We start from the raw sequence: 20,861 nt of genomic DNA on the forward strand, positions 1-20,861 counted from the left end.
ATCACCGCGAAGTTCCGAGTGCCGACGCCACTTCAGCCAGAATCGTCAGCCGCCCGCCATACGTCTTCTGCAACAACTCCGACGTGAAGACCTCCTCCGTTTTCCCATACGCCACCAACCGCATATTCAACAAAATCAACTGGTCGAAATACTGCCGCGCCGTCGGCAGATCGTGATGCACCACGAGAATCGTTTTCCCTTGGTCGCGCAGCTCGCGCAGCACCGTGATGATCGCCGCCTCCGTTGCTGCATCCACGCCCGCAAACGGTTCGTCCATGAAGTACAGCTCCGCCTCCTGCGCCAGCGCTCGCGCGAGAAAGACCCGCTGCTGCTGCCCGCCCGAGAGATTCGAAATCTGCCGGTCCGCGTACGGCAGCATCTGCACTTTTTCCAGACACGACCGCGCGATTTCGCGATCCGCTTTCCCCGGACGCTTCAACAATCCCAGCCTCCCGTAACGCCCCATGAGCACCACATCCATCACGTTGACCGGAAAATCCCAGTCCACCGATTCGCGCTGCGGCACATAGCCGATCCGCTTCGCCGCCTTGTCGAACGGCTCGCCAAAAAACTTCACCCACCCGCTCGCCAGCGGCAGCAGCCCCATGCACGCCTTGATGAGCGTCGATTTGCCCGCGCCGTTTGGCCCCACTATGCCCACGAGCTGCCCCGCCGGCACCACCGCATCGATGCCCCACAGCACCGGCTTCTGATGATACGCGACAGTGAGATCGTGAATTTCCAGCGGCGGCGGAGCAGAGACTTTCTCGGTCGGACTCATAAAATAAAACAGCCTTCAGAAGCGTTTCACCAAACCGGTGAACAGCACCAGATCGTCGGTGGACCGACTCAATCCCACATTCACGCCCGCGTCGAGTTGCAGGTCCGCATTCACCGCATACGTGACTCCGAAATTAAATCCAAACACTGGCTTCCCCTCGCCCACTTCTGACGTCAGCTCCAAAAATCCGCCGAGCGTCTCCGTGATGTCATGACTCACCGTCGCCGTGTTCACCCACGCGAGCGCATAGCCATCGTCATCCGCGTTCCTCACCACATCCACTTCCGTCATCGCGCCAAAGCCCCAGCCACCCGGCAACTCCGCCGCAAACGGCAAAATCACACCGCCCTCCACCTTGTCATTACCGAGTCCATCGCGCGCCGTCGGCAGCTTCACAAACGGCATCACTCCAAACGCTGTCTCGCCGCCATCGTTGCCCCAAAAATTCCACTTCGCCCGCAACGTCACATCGCCAAACCCACGCACCCGCTCCGTAAAGCCCGCGTCGCGGTCTTCGATCTTCGCATCGAGAAAACTGTCCACGACCACTTGCAACTCTGCGCGCGGCGTCAGCCCCACGCGCACATTGATCGGAGCAACCGCCCACGCCTCCACCCGCACATTCGCGCGCTCCGCATTGTGACGGTCCCGCGTGTATCCGACGAAACTCGACTCGATCTGCACCCGCCCCGGCTCGACCGTGAACGGACTCTCCGTCGCATCCGGCCGGTCCGACGTCAGCTCACGCTCCGCACGAACCGGCAGCACAGCGACACTCAGCACTCCGCCCACAACCGCCGCCAGCGCCCCCATTCGTCCGATATTCAGCTTCATTTCAACGCCTCCACAATCGTGTTCAGGTTATGTTTAATCATGCCTTCATAGGTGCCGACGTCGTAACCATTCTCGATTTTTCCCGCCGCGCCCATCGCATCAGAAAACAATTCCCCGCCGATCGTCACGCCCGAGTCCTTCGCAATGCGTTCGATCGTCGTGTGCGACACGCTCGACTCCACAAACACCGCCTTTAGCCCGCGCTGCTTGATGAAGTCCGTCAGCTTCGCCACATCCGCCAGCGCCGCCTCGCTCACTGTGGAAATTCCCTGGAGCCCCACCACCTGAAATCCATACGCACGCCCGAAGTAGTTGTACGCATCGTGGCTCGTCACCAGCACGCGCTTCTCCACCTGCAACTCCGCCGCCTTAGCCTTGGCCCACGCATGGAGCTCCGCGAGTTCCCCGCGCGCCTTCTCCGCATTCGCCGCAAAAACCGCCTTCCGCTCCGGCGACGCCTCAACCAGCCGCGCCTCCACCACATCCACGCACATCGCCCACAGCTCCACATCGAACCACACATGCGGATCGGGATGCCCTTCAAAATCCGCCGGCTTCAACAGCTTCGCCTCAGGCAGCCCCGCCGTGATCGCGTTAACCCGCTTCCCCGACTTCGCCATCCGCGTGAACACATCCGTCATCTTCCCCTCCAGCATCAGCCCGCTATAAAAAACCACCTCCGCACGGTTGAGTCTCAACATATCCGCCGCTGTCGCCTTGTACAAATGCGGATCGACGCCCGGCCCCATCAGCACCTCCGCGCTCACCTCGGCCCCGCCCACGCGCTTCACCAAATCGTTCACCATCGCCGTCGTGCTCACAACACGCAGCGGGGCCGCATTCAAAACGCCCGCCGCTCCCGCAAGCGTCACGACTCCCAGCGTCACACCGAGCAGCCACCGATTCCAACGCATCGAAAATTTCATGCCCTCCACGCAATGACTCCTCAGCGTAGAGTCAAAAATTAAATTTAGGTAAGGCTAATTTTAACAGCCAAAGAAAACTAATCTACCACAAGCAACTTTCCAAAACTCGCTCTCTCCTACGCCTTCCCGCCACTTCGCGTACGCCCTCAAAGCACCTCCAAATCCGCCCGCACCATCGCCTCCAGTTTCGACAGCCCCACGCGCACCACTTCGGCAGTCGGCCCTTCCACGAGCAGCCGGATCTTAGCCTCCGTCCCCGAGTAGCGCACGAGCACACGCCCTTCCTGGCCCAGCTCCTTTTCCAACATCTCGATCGCAAATGGCAGATGTGGCAGCTTCGCCAGCTCACGCTTCTCACGAACTTTCAAATTCAACGTCCCCTGCGGAAACTTCGCCATCGCCCCACGCAACTCCGACAACGGCTTTCCCGTCACCAGCATCACCTCGATGACCTTGAGCGCCGCCACCAGCCCATCGCCTGTCGGCGAAATCTCCGAACAGATCACGTGCCCCGACGATTCCCCTCCGAGCGTCGCCCGCTCCAGCAACATCCCTTCGAGCACATACCGATCGCCCACCGCCGTGCGCACCACGCGCCCACCCGCCGCGCGAATCGCTGCATCGACGCCGAGATTACTCTGCACCGTCACCACGAGGGTCTTTGCCGCGAGCGCACCTTTCGCCAGCGCATGCGTCGCCAGGATCGCCAGAATCTCATCGCCATCCAGCACCTCGCCGCGCTCGTCGCATAAGATGCAACGGTCCCCATCGCCGTCATGCGCGATCCCGAGTTTCGCCCCCGTCTCGCGCACCCGCGCCGCCAGTTTCTCCGGATGCTCGCTGCCCACGCCGTCGTTGATATTCTCTCCATCCGGTGAACCGCCGATCAACTCCACCTGTGCACCAAGTTCGCGCAACACCACCGGACTCGTCGTGCACGTCGCGCCATTCGCCGTATCCAAAACCACCTTCCACCCGCTCAACGCCCGCGCCGGCAGCAGCCGCCGCACCTTCTCCAGATAAGTCGCCAGCCCCTCCGCCCCGAGCAACGACCGCCGCTGCAACGCCACCGGCTTCGTCTCCGGCAGCAGCGACTCGATCTCCGCCTCCTGCGCGTCCGTCAGTTTCATCCCGCTCGCCGCGAAAAATTTGATGCCGTTATCCGCCGCCGGATTGTGCGACGCCGTGATCATCACGCCGAGCACCGCCCGCTCGCGCACCACCGCCGCCGCCACCGCAGGCGTGGGCAACACGCCGAGCGAAACCGCATCCACTCCGACCGACGCCAGACCTGCCGCCACCGCGTCCATCAAACTCTCGCCCGACGACCGCGTGTCCCGCCCGATCAGCACGCGATGCACGCCATCGCCACCATGGGAAATGCGCGAAGCAAAACGCCCCGCTGCCGCGCCCAGACGCTCGGCAAACGCTTCGTTGATCACCGGGCCGCCATACGGACCGCGCACGCCGTCCGTTCCGAAGTAGATGCGTTTCATGAACGATAAAATTCCTTCGTCGCCGCGATCTTCACCTTCACCGCGCCGCCCAGCAGCAACTCCCGCGCACGCCCGGCTCCCTCGGCGATGCTCGCGGTTTTTCCCACAACCCACATCGCAGTCGCCGCATTAAACACGATCGTGTCCACCAATCCCGCCGGACCGCGTCCAGCAAGGATCGCCTCGGTGATCGCGAGATTCTGCGCGAGATCGCCTCCCTTGAGATCGTCGAAATTCGCCGGAGCAAACCCATGCTCGCTCCCATTCCAGATGCCATCGACACCGCGTAACCGCCCCGCGCCCTTCACGCGATTCGGCGTCGCCGTCGTCAGTTCGTCGATACCCCGCCCCTCGCCCAAAATCCCATGCGCCGCCAGCCCCGCCGTCGCGCCCAGAGCATCGAGCGCTTCCGCCAGCTTCGGCACCCACGCTTCGGAAAACACCCCGAGAATCACGTGCGCCGGCCGCCCCGGATTGATCAGCGGCCCGAGAATATTGAACACCGTCCGCTGCCCTTTCGCCGCCAGCGCTTTCCGCACCGGTCCGATAAACTTGAACGTGGGATGATAAGCCGGCGCGAAAAAGAAAACATACCCCAGCTCCCGCAGTGCCTGCCGCATCTTCTCGTGCGACGCCTCCAGATTCACCCCAAGTCCCGCCAGCAAATCCGCGCTGCCGCACTTGGAGGTGATACCACGATTACCGTGCTTCATCACCGTCACGCCCGCCGACGCCAGCGTCAGCGTGATCAAACTCGAGATATTGAATCCCCCCGCATGATCCCCGCCCGTCCCCACAATATCGATCGCCTGCGGAGCCCACTCCTGGACGCCCGGATCGATCGCCACCGCACGAAATTCCCGAGCAAACGCCGCCACCTCCGCCGCCGTCTCGCCCTTCGCCGCCAGCGCCGTCAAAAACGCGCCCTTCGTCTCGTCTCCGACTTCTGGCGACGCCAGCGCCCGAGCCGCCACCGCGACTTCCGCCGCTGACAATTCCTGACGGGCATCCAGACGGCGCGTGAGATCAACGAGTTCGGACATGGGCGCGCATGGAAGCGCAAAACCCTTCCGCGAGAAAAGCATAAACTCGACAGCCCTCCTCTCATCTATGAGCTACGCCGCGTGTTCCGCCTGCCCATTCTCCTCCTCGCGCTCACCGCCGCGCTCCTCACGCCACCCAGCTTCGCGCAGCCAGCATCCACACCCGCCGACGAACAACCCGCCCTTCCCGCCACCATAGCCACACCCTCATCCACCTCGGTCATTAACGCCGGCGAAGCCCTCAGTCTCTCCGATTCCATCGTCCTTGGCCTCGTCGAAGGCATCACCGAGTTCCTCCCCGTCTCCTCCACCGGCCACCTCATCATCGCTAGCCACGCCCTCGGCCTCGAAAGCGAAGCGCCCCTCCAGGATCAAAACGGCCAGCCCCTTTGGTACAAAAAACCTTCCGAGAAAAACCCCGCCGGCATCCCGCTCACCATCAAGCTCGCCGCCGACACCTACACCGTCGTCATCCAGGCCGGCGCCATCGCCGCCGTCGTATTGATCTACTGGGCACAACTCATCGGCATCCTCAATGGCCTCCGCGGCCAGAACGCCGCCGGCCTCCGCCTCCTACGCAACATCGTCCTCGGCTGCGTCCCCGCCGGCATTCTCGGACTAAGCTTCAACGACTGGATCGACGAAAACCTCTTCTCCATCCAGGCCGTCATCGTCGCCTTGATCAGCGGCGCAGTCCTCATGTTCGCCGCCGAGCGCTGGCGTCATCAGCAACCCGGCACCACTCAGTCGCGCCGCGAACCCGCCGACCTCACCGCGAAACAAGCCCTCGGCATCGGCCTCATGCAATGCCTCGCCCTCTGGCCCGGCACCAGCCGCTCGATGGTCACGATGGTCGGCGGCTACTTCTCCGGTCTCAGCCCCGCCAAAGCCGCCGAGTTCAGCTTCTTGGTCGGCCTCCCCACCCTCACCGGTGCCGCTCTCTATAAAGGCTACAAATCCGGCCCCGCCATGATCGAGGTCTTCGGTTGGCCCCACGTCCTTGTCGGCACCTTCGTCGCCGCCATTTCCGCCGCTATCGCCGTCAAATTCCTCGTCAGCTACCTCACCCGCCACGGCCTTGGCGTCTTCGCCATCTACCGCCTCCTCCTCGCCGCCACCCTCGGTACTCTCTTATATACTGGCGTCCTCTCCTGAAAAACTTTCCTCACAACATCCCCCATTTCCCACCCAATCGCCGCTTGACGCACTTCGTCGCCGCCTTTTACTCCGCACCTTTCAACTCGTCACAAAGGCGTCACCAAGACGTCCGACACACTCACTTTTAACCGCTCCCACCATGGCAAATCCGAAACGCAAACAGTCCAAACGCCGCAGCGCCAACCGCCGCGCAGCCAACGCTTTCAAAGCTCCTCAGATCGCTAAAGACCCGACCGACGGCTCCGCCTTCATCCCGCATCGCGTGAACCCGAAGAACGGCATGTACCGCGGTCGCCAGGTCCTCAACATCGAGGCCTGAGTCTAGCACCGCCTCCCAACCATCCTCGTGATGGGTACCAGTAACGGCGCCAAAAGTCGTATCGCAGTCGATGCCATGGGCAGCGACCTCGGTCCGGCCGAAATCGTAGCCGCAGCGAAACTCGCCCTAGGCGAGTTTCGTGATTTAAGCCCGATCACACTCGTCGGTAACGAGGCGGTTCTCAAACCGCTCGTTGCCGAAGCCGGCCTCTCCGGAAACGAAAACGTTTCCATCTTCCACGCCTCCGAAGTCATCACGATGGATGACAAACCGTTGATGGCGATTAAACGGAAGAAAGACGCCTCGATGATCCGTGCCATCGAGCTCGTTAAAGCAGGCGAAGCCGGAGCCGCCGTCAGCTGCGGCAACACCGGCTGCCTTGTCGGTGCAGGCATCCTGAAGCTTCGCACGCTCGATGGCATCGACCGCGCTGCCCTCGCCCCAGTCATCCCGCGCGCCAACGGCCATTTCATCCTGATCGACGCGGGCGCCAACCCCGAGGCCAAGCCCGATCATCTCGTCCACAACGCCATCCTCGGCACTCACTTTTGCCGCATGGAACTCGGCGTGGAAAAACCCCGTGTCGGCCTGCTCACCATTGGCACCGAAGAAGGCAAAGGAAACGCCCTCATCGCCGAGACCCACGAATCGCTCAAACGCATCGGCGACCTCATCAACTACGTCGGCCCCGTCGAAGGCTTCCAGGTTTTTTGCGACGAAGTGGATGTCGTCGTCTGCGACGGTTTCGTCGGCAATATCTGCCTCAAGAGCTGGGAATCCCTCGCGAAATTTTTCAGCAACGAGCTAAAATCCCAGCTCAAAGCCAACCCCGTCCGCATGGCCGGCGCCGTTCTCGCCAAAGGTGCCTTCAACGCCCTCCGCAACCGCATCAAGCCCGAGCGCTACGGCGGCGCCCCGCTCCTTGGTCTCCGCGGCAATCTCATCAAAGCCCACGGCTCGGCCAATCGTCAGGCCCTCAAGAACGCTTTCCACGACGCCAGCGAGATGATCAAAATCGACCTCAATCACCGCATCGAAGCCGATATCGCCCGCGCCAACGAGGCCATCCAACGCGTCGTCGTCTGAGCGGCACCGTCCCGCTTTCCGTCTCTTCAGCAGCGTCATGGCCACACCCACAATCGCGATTCTCGGCACCGGTTCCTACGCACCGGCCCGGGTGATGACCAACGACGATCTCTCCAAGATCGTGGACACTTCCGACGAATGGATCTTCACCCGCACCGGCATCCGCCAGCGCCGCATCGCTGCTGACGACGAAGCCACGTCCGATCTCGCAACCCACGCCGCCAAAGCCGCGTTGACCGATGCTGGCCTGACCGCCGCCGACATCGACCTCATCATCGTCGCGACGATAACGCCCGACATGCCCATGCCCGCCTGCGCCACGCTCGTGCAGGCCAAGCTCGGCGCGAAGACCCACGCCGCCTGCTTCGACCTCAACGCCGCCTGCTCCGGCTTCCTCTACGCCCTCGACACTGCCTGGGCCATGCTCGCCTCCGGCCGTTACAAGCACGCCCTCGTCATCGGCGCCGAAAAACTCTCCAACGCTCTCGACTGGAAAGACCGCACCACCTGCGTCCTCTTCGGCGACGCGGCCGGTGCCATCGTCCTCGGCCCATCCCGCGGTGACGGCGCCCGCATCATCGGCGCCAAACTCTACTGCGAAGGAGGCATGGACGAACTCCTCTGTATCCCCGGCGGCGGCAGCGCCCGTCCGACAACGCCCGAATCCGTCAACAACGGCGACCGCTTCATCAAAATGAAGGGCCGCGAGGTCTTCAAAGTCGCCGTCCGCGAGATGGAAGACGCCGTCGAGGAAATCTTGGAACAACACGCCCTCGACGCCGATCAGATCGCGTGCGTGATCCCCCATCAGGCCAATCTCCGCATCATCGAGGCCATCGCCAAGAGCCTCAAGCTGCCGCTCGAGCGCTTCTTCGTGAACGTCGATCGTTACGGCAACACCTCCGCTGCCTCCATCCCACTCGCCCTCGACGAAGCCCGCAAAGCTGGTCGCGTCAAACGCGGCGACACCACCCTCCTCGTCGCCTTTGGGGCGGGCTTGACCTACGGTTCCGCACTGGTTCGCTGGTAATTTCTTTCTAAAAATGTCCCTCCTCGCGCTCCGCCGCCAGCCCCTCGGCTTCGTCCTCCTCGCTCTCGTATTCGCCTTTTCCGGACGCCTCTCCGCCGAGCTTGTCTGGGCCTCCGACACCGGATGGAAAGTCGAGGGCGGCGTCCTCTCCGGCCTTGGGCCGACCGACAGCAAAAACGCGCTCGAGCTCATGAACAAAGCCCGCGCCGCCGAGGAACGCGAAAGCACCGGCTCCGCCATCCGCGCCTACAACAAGGTCGGCAAAAAATTCAGCAACTCCGTTTACGCCCCCGAGGCTCTCTACCGCTCCGCCAAGCTCCGCCTCACTCAGAAAAAATACAGCAAGGCGTTCGACACGTTCCAGAACGTCATCTCCCGCTACCCGAACACCCCGCGCTTCAACGAAATCATCGGCGAACAATACCGTATCGCCAGCGCCCTCCTCGACGGCGCCCGCGGCAAGTTTCTCTGGATCTTCCCCGGCTTCACCAACCGCGAAAAGTCTGTCGAGTACTTCGAAGTCATCCTCTTCAACGCTCCCTACAGCGACTACGCTCCCCTCGCGTTGATGAATATCGCCCGCGCCCACCAGAAGTTCGACAACACCGATTACGCGATCGATGCCCTCGACCGCCTCATCAACAACTACCCGCAAAGCGTCCTCACGCCCGACGCCTACCTCAAGCTCGCCCAGGCCCACGCCGGTCTCGTCGATGGTCCCTACTACGACCAGGAATCCTCCCGTCAGGCCATCACCTACTTCGAGGATTTCATGATCCTCTACCCAAGCGACAACAACGTCGCCGATGCCGAAAAAGGCCTCTCCACGATGAAAAATGAACTCGCCGAGAGCAAAATGAAGATCGGCGACTTCTACTTCTACAAACGCGACAACTTCAAAGCTGCCCGCGTTCTCTACAACGAAGCCATCACCGCCTACCCCGACTCCGCCATCGCCGCCCGCGCCAAAGTCCGCCTCACCGAGGTCGTCGCCGCAGAGGAAAAAGCCGCCGCCAAAAACGCCGACCCCAAGAAGAAAAAACGCTTCTTCTTTTTCTGAGCCGGCTCCCCTTCGTTCACGGACCCTCTCAAAACGCGCCCCAGCCGGGGCGCGTTTTTTATTGGCCACTCCAGTCCTCCTCTTCCCCGCCATCATCCACCGCATTCTCCAATCGCCCGAAAAAAATCCGTGCTCATCCGCGTCATCCGTGGTCAATCTCCCCCCGCTCATGCGCCCCTTCCTCGCCGCACTCCTCCTGCCCGTCCTCTTCTTCACCGGCTGCTCGCACTACCAGCTCGGCACTGAAGGCAAACTCACCTTCACCCGCCTCTATATCGCTCCGGTCGAAAACACCGCCGCCCTCCCCCAGGCCGCCGCCGTATTCTCCACTCAACTTCGCGACGCTTTCCTCCGCGATAGCCGCGTCGTCCTCGTCAACTCCTCTGACCAGGCCGATGCCACCCTCACCGTCTCCCTCGCCCAACTCACCCGTGGCGTCGCCACCGCCCGCCCAGACGACACCGGTCTCACCCGCAAATTTGAGATCACCGTCCACGCCCTCTGCACCCTCCGCGACAACCGCACCCACGCCGCCCTCTTCGAAAAACGCCCCGTCAACGCCACGCGCCAGCTTTTCACTACACCGTCTCCCTACGTGAACGAAAGCGACCAGCTCCAGGCCGAGTACAACCTCATGCCCCAGCTCGCCACCGCCCTCGCCGACCGCATCGCCCACACCGTCCTCGACGTCTGGTAATCCGCCATCCCGCTCTCAACTCTCAGCTCTCAACTTTCCTCCTCCGCCCCCCGCCCGCCGCCTCCATGTACGCTCACGCTCCCATCCTGACGCCCTCCATTCTCGCCGGCGACCACGCCAACCTCGCCGCGAGCGCCGCCATCGTCGCGCAGCTCGGCCTCAAATGGATCCACCTCGACATCATGGACGGCCATTTCGTCCCCAATCTTTCCTTCGGTCCGCAAACCGTCGCCGCCCTCCGCAAAAACTCCAAACTCTTCTTCGACGTTCACCTGATGCTCAGCGAACCCCACCGCTACATCGAGGCCTTCGCCAAAGCTGGCGCCAACCTCATCAGCGTCCACATCGAGCCCGCCTACGACCACGTCGCCACCCTCGCCCGCATCCGCGAACTCGGCTGCCAGCGCGGCATCGTCCTCAACCCAGGCACCCCCGCCTCCGCCATCGAGCACCTCCTCGACCAGGTCGAACTCGTCCTCGTCATGACCGTGCAGCCCGGCTTCGGCGGACAATCCTTCCGCCGCGATCAACTCGAGAAAATCGCCCGCCTCTCCGCTCTCCGCAAAGAACGCGGCCTCAACTTCCGCCTCGAAGTCGACGGCGGCATCGACCTCGCCACCGGCGCCGAATGCCGTGCCGCAGGAGCGGATACCTTCGTCGCCGGCACCTCCTTCTTCAACGCCCCCGACCGCGCCGCCTACGCCGCCACGATCGCCGCTTGGTAGGGCCTGCGCTCGCGCAGCGCCGCTGCTCCGTCGGACCGGCACTTAGCAAGTGCCGTCCTTAGCCTTCACACCGCTCGCTCTTCACCGCCCACCGCGCTTCGCCATCGCCTCCGCCCGCAGATACTGCGCGCGGAAATGCTCCCCCAGCTCCTTCGCCAGCCGGATCTCGTCCGCTTTGTTCTTCGCATTGATAGCCGCCTTAATCCTCCCACCCGTCTCTTCATAGTTCACCGCCGACAGCTCCTGCATCACCGTCAGCGCATCCTCAGGCATCCCCGCCGCGATGATCGCCCGCCACGCCGACGACAGCTCCTGGTGCGTATCCAGACACATGACGCGGATCACAAACGACATCTCGCGAAACAGATTCCCCGTCCACGCCGTCCGATAAACCAGCTGCTCCGCCGTCGCGAACGGCTGATCCGCTGGATCGCTCCGCAACGCCTTCAAGCTCTCGTCCGCATAAAAATCCCGCCGCACCGGCAGCCGCCTCAGCGCAAACCGCTCCGGCCCGCCCGCCACACCCGGCTTTAGATTCCACAGCTTCTGCCCCTCCATCGACAGCACGTACTCGATGAACGCCTCCGCCGCCGCCCGGTTCTTCGCCCCGCGCATCAACGCGATCGGGTCCACCGAACTCACCGTCCCGCCCACCGGCGAAAAATACGCCACCCGCCCCGGTCCGTCGCGCCGCACCACCGCTTCCTCCTGCTGGCGCCCGTAGAAATCGATGCACATCCCCGCCGCCGAGTTTCCCTGCGCCACATCGATCGGCGGCTTCTGCGACGTGTCCGTGAAATACCGTGCGTTCGCCCCGATCACCTGCATGAGCCGCATTCCCGCGGTCCAACCTTCGCTCACCGCCCGCGCCTCGATCTTCTTCAACTCCCCCGCATCGCTCGTCGGACTTTCCGCCATCAGCGCGACCAGCCGCTTCTGCATCTGCTGCTGGATCACATTTTCAAACGCCTTCGCGATCGACCCGCTCTTCGTCGGATCGGCCAGAGCCACTTCACCCACCAGCTTCGGATTCTTCAAATCGTCCCACTGCTTCGGCGGCTCCACCCCCAGCCGCTTCAACGCATCCAGATTCGTCAACACGCCGTAGCTGCTCAGAACCGCCCCGATCCACCGCCCCTGCCGGTCCCAATACTGCTCGCCCGCAAACTCGTACGGGATCACGTCGTCCCGAAACCACTCCGGATACTTCTTCATGATCGTGCTCTCCACAATCCGCCCCGCCTGCGCCTGTTTAATAAAATCGTACGTCCCACCCCCGAAAAACACATCGATCCCGCAACTCACTTCCGAATTCATGAACGCCTCCCGCGCCTCCTTCAGTTCTGCGCGCGCATCCGCCGGCAACCGGTGATTCTGAAACGCCGCCTGCACATCGCTGCTCCACTTCCGCCCGAGCTTCTTCGTCCAGTGCAACTCGAACGCCGCCGTGTATTCACCTTCCAAGAACCGCGCGATCTCACTCGTCCCGCCGATCACGCGCCAGTCCAGCGCCACGACTTTGCCTGTCTTCTTTTTGTACCACTCGCGAAACCCCACGCCGAACTCATGCCGCAACGCCTCGTTGTGCGGCGTGATCAAGACCAGCGTCTCATCCGCCCGCTCGCGCTCCGCCTTCTTCGGCCGTAGCACAAACGGCAGCGCCACCACCGCGATCAAGGTGAAGATGATGATAAATCGTTTGGCCATCGCGACTGCGCCGGACTCCGCCCGGCGTGATTGGGTTTAGTCCAGCAACACCACCACGTCATCGACCTCCGCGCTCGCGTACAACGCCTTCTCCGTCGAGCGCCCCACGAAGCGCGGATTCAGTTCGTAGATCTTGAGCGCCTCGCCGCCCCTCGCAGGCACGAACGCGTACTGCGCCACTTCGCCGAGGTAAACCGCCTCGCCGATTTTTCCCGCCACGCAGTTCACATCGCGCGTCTCGCCGCCCAGCCGCCAGCACTCCGGCCGGATAGACACCGTCACTTCGGCACCGACCGCCGGCATCCGCGCCGGATCACCCAGCAGCCCTTCAAACCGCCCGATCGCCGTCTCCACAAAAATATGCCCCCCTTCGACGCCCTTCACCGTGCCCGGAATAAAATCCGTCTCCCCGATAAAATGCGCCACCGTCTTCCGCGTCGGCCGCCGGTAAACTTCCCGCGGCGTTCCCACCTGCAAGATGTGTCCGCTCTCCAGAATCGCCATGCGATCCGAGATCGACAGCGCCTCCTTCTGATCGTGCGTCACATAAACCGTCGTCAGGTTGAACTCCTTGCACACCCGCCGGATTTCCGTGCGCATCTCCAATCGCAGCTTCGCATCGAGATTCGACAACGGTTCATCGAGCAACAAACACCGCGGCCTGATCACCAGCGCCCGCGCCAGCGCCACACGCTGCTGCTGCCCGCCCGAAAGTTGATTCGGCTTCCGCTCCGCATACTGCCCCATCCGCACCGACTCCAGCGCCTCGCCCACCCGTGTCTTGATCTCCGCCTTGGGCACCTTCCGCTCCTCCAACCCAAAAGCCACATTCTGCGCCACGCTCATATGCGGCCAGAGCGCATAGCTCTGAAACATCATCCCCGTATTCCGCTTGTGCGGCTCCAGTCGCGTCACCTCGTCCTCGCCAAATAAAATACTGCCCTCTTCCGGGATATAAAACCCCGCGATGCTCCGCAGCAGCGTCGTCTTCCCGCAACCGCTCGGCCCTAGCAGGAAAAACAGCTCTCCCGGCCGGATGGTCAGATCGAGTCCGTGCAAAGCGACAGTGCTGCCGAAACGCTTGGTGAGATTCTGGATGCGGATCGAAATCATGCCTCGGACGAAGAGCGCGGAAGCAAGATTTCAGCCACCGATGAGTCAAAGGAATAAACCCTGCTAAGCAGGCGTAAGCTGTTGCGAAACCAACACCCGCTTTCATAAACTCTTTCATTCTTTTCCATGCCTAAAGCCACTCTCACACGTCCCGCTCACGCCGACCTTGAAACCGTCCTCGTGTCGGAGACCGCCATCAAAAACCGCCTCAAAAAACTCGGCGCCGAGATCTCCGCCGTCTACGGCAAGGAAGAGATCACCGTCGTCGCCATCATCAACGGCGCCATCCTCTTCACCGCCGACCTTCTCCGCCAGATCTCCAACCCCGTCCGCCTCGATTGCATCCGCGTCTCCAGCTACCGCAACGAAACCAAATCCCACGGCAAACCGAAGCTCCTTCACAGCCTCTCGCTCGATCTCACCAACCGTCACGTCCTCCTCATCGACGACATCCTCGACACCGGCAAAACGCTCTCCGTTGTCGTCGACATCATCAAGAAACTGAAGCCCGCCAGCGTCCGCACCTGCGTGCTCCTGGATAAAAAAGGCCGCCGCGAAGTCGACTTCACCGCCGACCTCGTCGGCTTCGAAATCCCCGACAAATTCGTCGTCGGCTACGGCCTCGATTTCGCCGAACGCTACCGCAACCTTCCCTGCATCGGCGTCCTCAAGCCCACCCTCCAAAATCCCCCCGAGTGGGCCTGACACCTGGGAGCGCCGACGTCCCCGTCGGCCTTTCCGAGTGAAGCCCCATCCGCCAACGGCAATCTCTTCGTTCCCTTCTGTAGAAATTCCGAGGCTCACTCCCGCCGCATAAACGCCTCCACCGCCTGCTCCAGAGGCAGCGTTTTCCCCGCCTTCACCAGCGCCGCGTTAAACTGCTGAAACGGCAGTATGTGAAACGCCGCCGTCTCCACCTCGCGCATGAACAACCGAGCAATCGGCCCGGCTTTCTCCACATACTCGCTCTCCCTCGCTCGCCTCAACGTCGCCGCCACATCGTACGCCACCGCATGATGCTCCAATCTCCACTCCGAGCCTGAACCGCCCCGCCGCTCCACCACCGCAAACTGCGCCTTCACGGTCCCGTCCAGCGCCAGCCCCACCGATCCCGTCGTCACAATCCGCCGCTCTCCCCAAAGCCGAACGCCCGCATAGTGATTGTGCCCGCGCACGATCCACTTCTCCGCAAAGCCCGTAAACATCGGCGCAATCTCCGCATCGCTCGTGTAGGGAAAAATCAAATCCGTGTCGTTCCGCGCCGAGCCATGCACGAATAACACATCGTCCGCCCCCGCGATTTTCAACGTGCCCGGCAACGCCGCCAGCTCCCGCCGGTTCGCCTCGCCCAGCTGCGCAGCCGCCCACTGCACCGGCCCGAACTGCCGCGAACTCCACTCCGGCTTTGCCCGCTCCGTCCCCAGATCGAAAACGTAACGCTCGTGATTCCCCCGCAGCACCGGACACCCCAGCGCCTTCACCCGTTCCCAACACGCCAGCGAATCCGGCGCACCCACCACGATGTCGCCCGCCACCACCAACTGATCCACTTCCAATAACGCCATCCGCTCCAACGCCGCTTCGAGCGCCGCCAGGTTTCCATGAATATCCGCCAGAATTGCGATGCGCATCCCGCGACTGCTGCCCGCCAACCCCCGGCGCATCAACCCGCAAAAAAACCGGCGCGGGCCGCAGCCCGCACCGGTCCGACGTTTTTCTCTTACGGGCGGCCGTTAAAAGACCGCCAGGCATTTACCGGCGACCGCCACCGTACCCGGGGCCCACATACACGACCCGGTCGTTGTTATAGTGATGCCGCGTGGAATGACGGACCACCGTGCGACGATCGTGATGATGTCCGTGCGAGTGGACCACCACACGACGCGGAGGACACGGATCAACCACAACTACCCGCCGCGGCGGATCGCAACGCGGCGGCGCCACCACCACCACACGCGTCGGAGCCGGCCGGCAGACCGGCTCATAACGCTGCGACGTCTCATAATAAATCGGCGCCTGCGGCACCGGCGGCGCATACGAGCGATCATAGTTCGAAGGCACCGTCGCCGCGCTCCAGAGCGCGCCTGCGGCCGCACCGATCAACGCGCCCTCCAGGGGTTTGTCGTTGTTTTCCCCGATGACCGCACCGGCGATGCTGCCGACCAAAATATTCCGAGCAGTTTGAGGCTGAAAAACTTGCGCTCCGGCCGAAGCAACCAGGCCGGTCACGCAGGTGAGCGAAAGCAATAGTGTTTTCATACGGGAGCTAAGACGCCCATCCGGATAAAAAAGTTATCGCTGCGCATCTTTTTCCGAAAATCAGGGAACCTGATACACCGCCTCCGGCGGATTTACCGCCGTCGCCGACGATTTAGCGCCACTTCCGCGCCCCGCCAGCTCCCTTTTTTACACCCGGCTTCTTAGTCGATTTCGAGAGCTTCTTAAAATCCCCCGTCTTCAACGCCGTGATCTGGTCGCGCAGCAAAGCCGCGCGCTCGAACTCCAACCGTCCCGCCGCTTCCGCCATCTCGTCTTCGAGCTCCGCGATCACCGCTTTCACTTCATCGGCGCCGCCTTCCGCGACTCCCATCGGCTCCTCTTCACGCCCGCTGCCATCATAAACATGCAGACTCGCCTGCGCGGTGCGCTTCACGCTGCGCGGCGTGATTCCATGCTCCTTATTATAAGCGATCTGCTTTTCGCGCCGGTACGCGGTAATCTCCTGCGTCCGCCGGATCGAGTCCGTGATCTTGTCCGCATAAAAAATCACCCGCCCATTCTCGTGCCGCGCCGCGCGCCCCGCCGTCTGCACGAGCGACGTCTCACTGCGCAAAAAACCTTCCTTGTCCGCATCGAGAATCGCGACGAGGGCCACCTCCGGAAGATCGAGCCCTTCGCGCAGCAGATTGATCCCGATCAACACATCGAAATTCCCCAGCCGCAGATTCCGCAAAATCTCCACGCGCTCGATCGCATCGATGTCCGAGTGCAGATACTCCACGCGAATCTTCGCCTCACGCATGAACGTCGTCAGATCTTCCGACAACCGCTTCGTCAGCGTCGTCACCAGCACACGTTCACCCTTCTCCGTCGCCCGCCGCACTTCCGCGATCAGATCCTCGACCTGCCCCTTCGTCGGCCGGATCGTGATCTCCGGATCGACCAGCCCCGTCGGCCGGATCAACTGCTCCGCGATCACCGCCGACTTCTCCAACTCGTACTTCGCCGGCGTCGCCGACACATAAAGCGTCTGCCCCGTCACAGAGAGAAATTCCTCAAACGACTGCGGCCGGTTCTCCATCGCCGACGGCAGCCGGAAACCAAAGTCGACCAGCGTCTGCTTCCGCGACTTGTCGCCATTATACATCGCACCGACCTGCGGCACCGTCGCATGACTCTCGTCGATGAAGAGCAGAAAATCCTTCGGAAAGAAATCGATCAGGCAAAACGGCCGCTCGCCCGGCCGACGCTGCGAGAGATGCATCGAGTAGTTCTCGATGCCGTTGCAGAACCCCATCTCCTGAAGCATCTCCAGGTCATAGTTCGTCCGCATCCGGATGCGCTGCGCCTCGAGATATTGTCCCTTCGCCTCGAAATACGCCACCCGCTCGTCCAGCTCCCGCTTGATCCCCGCGATCGCCCCTTCGAGCTTGTCCTTGGAAGTCACATACTGATTCGCCGGATAGAGATCGAACTGGTCCAGTGTCCGCAGCGTGTTCCCCGTCAGCGGATCGAACTCCGTCAGCGCATCGATCTCGTCGCCAAAAAACTCCACGCGCAGTCCCTGCTCCAGATACGCCGGCATGATATCCACCACATCGCCCCGCACGCGGAACCGCCCCCGCACCAGATCGTAATCGTTCCGCTCGTAGAGATTCTCAACGAGGCGTTCCAGCAGCCGCGACCGCTCCATCGGCAGCCCCTTTCGCAGCGGAATCTTCATCGACGAAAACTCCTCGGGGGAACCAAGTCCGTAAATGCACGACACGCTCGCCACCACGATCACATCGCGCCGCGACACCAGCGCGCTCGACGCCGAAATGCGCATCCGCTCGATCTCCTCGTTGATCGACGAATCCTTCTCGATGTACGTGTCGCTCGACGCCACGTACGCCTCCGGCTGGTAATAGTCGTAGTAAGAAACGAAATACTCGACCGCGTTCTCCGGGAAAAAGTTTTTGAACTCCGAGTATAACTGCGCCGCCAGCGTTTTGTTGTGCGAGATGATCAACGTCGGCCGGTCGCAATTCGCGATGAGGTTGGCCATCGTGTACGTCTTTCCCGAGCCCGTGACGCCCAGCAACGTCTGGTGCTTGTGCCCCGCGTTGATCGACGCGGTCAATTTCTCGATCGCCGCTGGCTGATCCCCGGTCGGCTGGTACTCGGCGTTAAGTTTGAAAAGCATGTCGTGAAAAACGCGTCACTCGCGAATCGCCACCCTGCTCATTTCCACAGCGCGAGCAAATCGCCCACAGAAAGTTCGTCCAACCGGTGCACCACGCGATCAACCTTCGACTCCAAATCGCCCAATGGATGCGTCGTCGCCACGCCCACGACTTTCATCCCGCCCGCCCGCGCCGCCGCGATGCCGACAAACGCATCTTCAAACACCACGCAGTTCTCCGCCCGCCGCCTGATCGTCTCCGCCGCCTTCAAAAAAACATCCGGATGCGGCTTCCCCTGCTTCACATTCTCCGCCGTCACGATTCCGGAAAATAATCCCGTGAACCCCAGCACGCTCAAAATCGTATCGATATTCTCGCGATGCGTGGACGACCCCACCGAAAACGGCACGCCCGCCTCTTTTAACCTCTTCAAAAAAACCGCCACGCCCGGCAGCGCCTCGATGCCGCGCTCGCGCACGATCTCGCGGTAAAGCGCTTCCTTCCGCAGCGATAGCCGCCGCACCTCCGCGATGTCGCCCGCCTCCGCCCATCGCAACAGCTCCGGAATGATCCGCTCATTCTTCATTCCAAAACCCGTCTTGAAATGATCCGGCGGCAATACCCGCTTCTCCTCCGCCGCCAGCCGCTCCCAGCTTTCCTCATGCTGCGCGGACGAGTCGATGATGACTCCATCCCAATCGAATAAAACTCCGAGATCTCCGAGCGTGAGCGACGACATGATCGCCGAAATTCCCGCGCCACTCCCGCCGCCGCAAAACAAAACTCACCAGGGCCCTACAAGACCGGAGATGACAGGCCCATCTGGATACAAAATTTCATGAAGAATCGGTTGCAGTCCCCCGCTTTTACGTCGATTCATACTGATTAAGAAACCCCGCATCGCAGACGCCCCCTCGTCTCACTGATGTCCAAAGTCATCATCTCCCCGCTGTACGACTCGGAAGTTTTTAAGATGGCCTGTCGCCAGTTCGACCAAGCCGCCGATGCCATCAGCCTCCCTGAAGCCATCCGCGACCGCACCAAATGGCCCCGCCGCTGCCTCGCCGTCTCCCTCCCGGTCAAAATGGACAACGGCACCGTCACCATCTTCGAAGGCTACCGCGTCCAGCACAGCATCTCCACCGGCCCGTCCAAAGGCGGCATCCGCTTCCACGAAAACGTCACCATTGGCGAAGTAGCCGCCCTCGCTATGTGGATGAGCTGGAAATGCTCCCTCCTCGGCCTCCCCTACGGAGGCGCCAAAGGCGGCGTCATCGTCAACCCCCGCGACCTCTCCCCCAACGAACTCGAACACCTCTCCCGCCGCTACATGCAGGAGATGATTAACTTCGTCGGTCCACAGCTCGACATCCCCGCCCCCGATCTCGGCACCAACGAACAGATCATGGGCTGGATGATGGACACCTACTCCAACCACGTCGGCTACATCGCCCCCGCCGTCGTCACCGGCAAACCCCTCTCCCTCGGCGGCTCCCAAGGCCGCCGCGAAGCCACCGGCGCCGGCGTCGCGTATCTGGTCAAAGCCTACCTCCAGGATCTCAATATCCCCATCAACACCGCCACCGTCGCTATCCAGGGCTTCGGCAACGTCGGTAGCGAAACCGCCGCCGCCCTCGCCGCCTACGGAGCCAAAATCATCGCCATCTCCGACTACACCGGCGCCATCCACAACCCCGCCGGCATCGACATCGCCAACGCCCAGGAATACCTCCGCTACGCCCGCGTCCTGAAAGATTTTCACGGCGGCGAGCCCATCACCAACGAGCAACTGCTCGAACTCGACTGCACCGTCCTCATCCCCGCCGCCCTCGAACGCGTCATCACCGCCGACAACGCCCCGCGCCTCCGCTGCCGCCTCCTCGCCGAAGCGGCCAACGGCCCCACCACACCGGAAGCCGACCGCATCATCGATCAACGCGGCGACATCGAGCTCATCCCCGACGTCCTCTGTAATTCCGGCGGCGTCGTAGTGTCCTACTTCGAGTGGCTCCAAAACCTCCAGAACTTCTACTGGTCGCGCGACGAAGTTCTCACGAAACTCTTCGCCATGCTCGACCGCGCCAAAGCCAGCGTCGAAACCCAGCGCAAAAAATTCCAATTCAACCGCCGCCTCGCCGCCCTCACCCTCGGCATCGCCCGCGTCGCCGACGCCAAACAAAGCCGTGGCCTCTTCCCCTGATCATCCCACCCCACCGCTCGCTCCCATTTTCCAGCCTGTTCATCCGCCCTCCACATCCTTAAAACAAAGCCCACCTTATCCACCCCGTTAAAAAAATAGATAAGAACTCTTGCACAGGTGTCCTCGACTACTTTTTCTCCCACGTCCCAAACCCAGCTGAACCGGTTAAACACCACTAACCGGGAAACCCCTTCAAGTTCCCCACTTAGTTTTTAGGTTACCCATCCTAATCATCCCCCAAGGGATCATCCCTCTGCGATTCTCACGCACTCCGCTCACCTCGCGTGATGTCCGGTCTCCC

The 20,861-nt window shown here is 62.0% G+C and carries 20 protein-coding genes; 9 read left to right on the forward strand and 11 right to left on the reverse strand.

Translation table 11 applies throughout. The features are described from left to right. Position 1 precedes the first annotated feature (1 nt). The 5 genes from CMV30_RS02410 to trpD all read right to left on the reverse strand — a co-directional run bounded on the left by CMV30_RS02410 (position 2) and on the right by trpD (position 5,080). Positions 2–781 (reverse strand): metal ABC transporter ATP-binding protein, encoded by a 780-nt coding sequence (locus tag CMV30_RS02410; protein ID WP_096054541.1) that lies wholly within the window; start codon positions 779–781, stop codon positions 2–4. Between the two features lie 15 nt (positions 782–796). After that, entirely contained in the window at positions 797–1,615 is an 819-nt protein-coding gene (locus CMV30_RS02415; protein WP_096054542.1) for a transporter, read from the reverse strand. After that, positions 1,612–2,541 (reverse strand): metal ABC transporter solute-binding protein, Zn/Mn family, encoded by a 930-nt coding sequence (locus CMV30_RS02420; RefSeq protein WP_217494443.1) that lies wholly within the window; start codon positions 2,539–2,541, stop codon positions 1,612–1,614. The genes CMV30_RS02415 and CMV30_RS02420 overlap by 4 nt, the downstream gene beginning before the upstream one ends. A gap of 146 nt (positions 2,542–2,687) precedes the next feature. Continuing rightward, complete coding sequence (gene glmM, locus CMV30_RS02425; RefSeq protein WP_096054543.1) at positions 2,688–4,037, reverse strand: phosphoglucosamine mutase; 1,350 nt, start codon at positions 4,035–4,037, stop codon at positions 2,688–2,690. Then, a complete protein-coding gene (gene trpD / locus CMV30_RS02430; protein ID WP_096057576.1) occupies positions 4,034–5,080 on the reverse strand; it encodes an anthranilate phosphoribosyltransferase in 1,047 nt (348 codons plus the stop codon). The genes glmM and trpD overlap by 4 nt, the downstream gene beginning before the upstream one ends. An 81-nt stretch (positions 5,081–5,161) precedes the next feature. Between trpD and CMV30_RS02435 the strand changes: the two genes are divergently transcribed. The 7 genes from CMV30_RS02435 (at position 5,162) to rpe (ending at position 11,155) form a co-directional block, all read left to right on the forward strand. Continuing rightward, entirely contained in the window at positions 5,162–6,235 is a 1,074-nt protein-coding gene (locus tag CMV30_RS02435; RefSeq protein ID WP_245844376.1) for an undecaprenyl-diphosphate phosphatase, read from the forward strand. Between the two features lie 142 nt (positions 6,236–6,377). Continuing rightward, the gene (gene rpmF, locus CMV30_RS02440) at positions 6,378–6,557 is read left to right on the forward strand and encodes a 50S ribosomal protein L32 (RefSeq protein WP_096054544.1); all 180 of its coding nucleotides are present in this window, start codon (positions 6,378–6,380) and stop codon (positions 6,555–6,557) included. A 30-nt stretch (positions 6,558–6,587) separates the two neighbouring features. After that, entirely contained in the window at positions 6,588–7,643 is a 1,056-nt protein-coding gene (gene plsX, locus CMV30_RS02445) for a phosphate acyltransferase PlsX (RefSeq protein WP_096054545.1), read from the forward strand. A gap of 37 nt (positions 7,644–7,680) precedes the next feature. Continuing rightward, positions 7,681–8,673, forward strand: coding sequence for a beta-ketoacyl-ACP synthase III (locus CMV30_RS02450; protein WP_096054546.1), 993 nt, complete (start codon positions 7,681–7,683; stop codon positions 8,671–8,673). 13 nt (positions 8,674–8,686) lie between these two features. Continuing rightward, positions 8,687–9,733: an outer membrane protein assembly factor BamD gene (gene bamD / locus CMV30_RS02455; RefSeq protein ID WP_096054547.1), complete on the forward strand. Its 1,047-nt coding sequence runs from the start codon at positions 8,687–8,689 to the stop codon at positions 9,731–9,733. Positions 9,734–9,902: 169 nt separating this feature from the next. Continuing rightward, positions 9,903–10,430, forward strand: coding sequence for an LPS assembly lipoprotein LptE (gene lptE, locus CMV30_RS02460; protein WP_138223074.1), 528 nt, complete (start codon positions 9,903–9,905; stop codon positions 10,428–10,430). Between the two features lie 65 nt (positions 10,431–10,495). Beyond that, positions 10,496–11,155: a ribulose-phosphate 3-epimerase gene (rpe, locus tag CMV30_RS02465; RefSeq protein ID WP_096054549.1), complete on the forward strand. Its 660-nt coding sequence runs from the start codon at positions 10,496–10,498 to the stop codon at positions 11,153–11,155. Between the two features lie 81 nt (positions 11,156–11,236). On the opposite strand, the gene CMV30_RS02470 is transcribed toward rpe, so the two are convergent. Then, the gene (locus CMV30_RS02470; RefSeq protein ID WP_096054550.1) at positions 11,237–12,862 is read right to left on the reverse strand and encodes an extracellular solute-binding protein; all 1,626 of its coding nucleotides are present in this window, start codon (positions 12,860–12,862) and stop codon (positions 11,237–11,239) included. A 36-nt stretch (positions 12,863–12,898) separates the two neighbouring features. Beyond that, positions 12,899–13,975 carry an ABC transporter ATP-binding protein gene (locus tag CMV30_RS02475; protein WP_096054551.1) on the reverse strand — a complete coding sequence of 359 codons (1,077 nt, stop codon included), beginning with the start codon at positions 13,973–13,975 and terminating at the stop codon, positions 12,899–12,901. A gap of 126 nt (positions 13,976–14,101) precedes the next feature. Here CMV30_RS02475 and hpt point away from each other — a divergent pair, with 126 nt between their 5' ends. Further along, on the forward strand, positions 14,102–14,680 hold the full coding sequence (gene hpt, locus CMV30_RS02480; protein WP_096054552.1) for a hypoxanthine phosphoribosyltransferase: 579 nt from the start codon (positions 14,102–14,104) through the stop codon (positions 14,678–14,680). Between the two features lie 95 nt (positions 14,681–14,775). On the opposite strand, the gene CMV30_RS02485 is transcribed toward hpt, so the two are convergent. The 4 genes from CMV30_RS02485 to CMV30_RS02495 form a co-directional block, all read right to left on the reverse strand. Continuing rightward, complete coding sequence (locus CMV30_RS02485) at positions 14,776–15,606, reverse strand: metallophosphoesterase family protein (RefSeq protein ID WP_096057578.1); 831 nt, start codon at positions 15,604–15,606, stop codon at positions 14,776–14,778. 121 nt (positions 15,607–15,727) lie between these two features. Further along, on the reverse strand, positions 15,728–16,234 hold the full coding sequence (locus CMV30_RS19205) for a YMGG-like glycine zipper-containing protein (RefSeq protein WP_138223075.1): 507 nt from the start codon (positions 16,232–16,234) through the stop codon (positions 15,728–15,730). Positions 16,235–16,346: 112 nt separating this feature from the next. Further along, positions 16,347–18,380 (reverse strand): excinuclease ABC subunit UvrB, encoded by a 2,034-nt coding sequence (gene uvrB / locus CMV30_RS02490; RefSeq protein ID WP_096054553.1) that lies wholly within the window; start codon positions 18,378–18,380, stop codon positions 16,347–16,349. Between the two features lie 38 nt (positions 18,381–18,418). Beyond that, complete coding sequence (locus CMV30_RS02495; protein WP_096054554.1) at positions 18,419–19,099, reverse strand: HAD family hydrolase; 681 nt, start codon at positions 19,097–19,099, stop codon at positions 18,419–18,421. Positions 19,100–19,285: 186 nt separating this feature from the next. Here CMV30_RS02495 and CMV30_RS02500 point away from each other — a divergent pair, with 186 nt between their 5' ends. Next, positions 19,286–20,560, forward strand: coding sequence for a Glu/Leu/Phe/Val family dehydrogenase (locus CMV30_RS02500; RefSeq protein WP_096054555.1), 1,275 nt, complete (start codon positions 19,286–19,288; stop codon positions 20,558–20,560). Positions 20,561–20,861 lie beyond the last annotated feature (301 nt).

The sequence above is a fragment of the Nibricoccus aquaticus genome (assembly GCF_002310495.1).
Taxonomy (GTDB): Bacteria; Verrucomicrobiota; Verrucomicrobiia; order Opitutales; family Opitutaceae; genus Nibricoccus; species Nibricoccus aquaticus.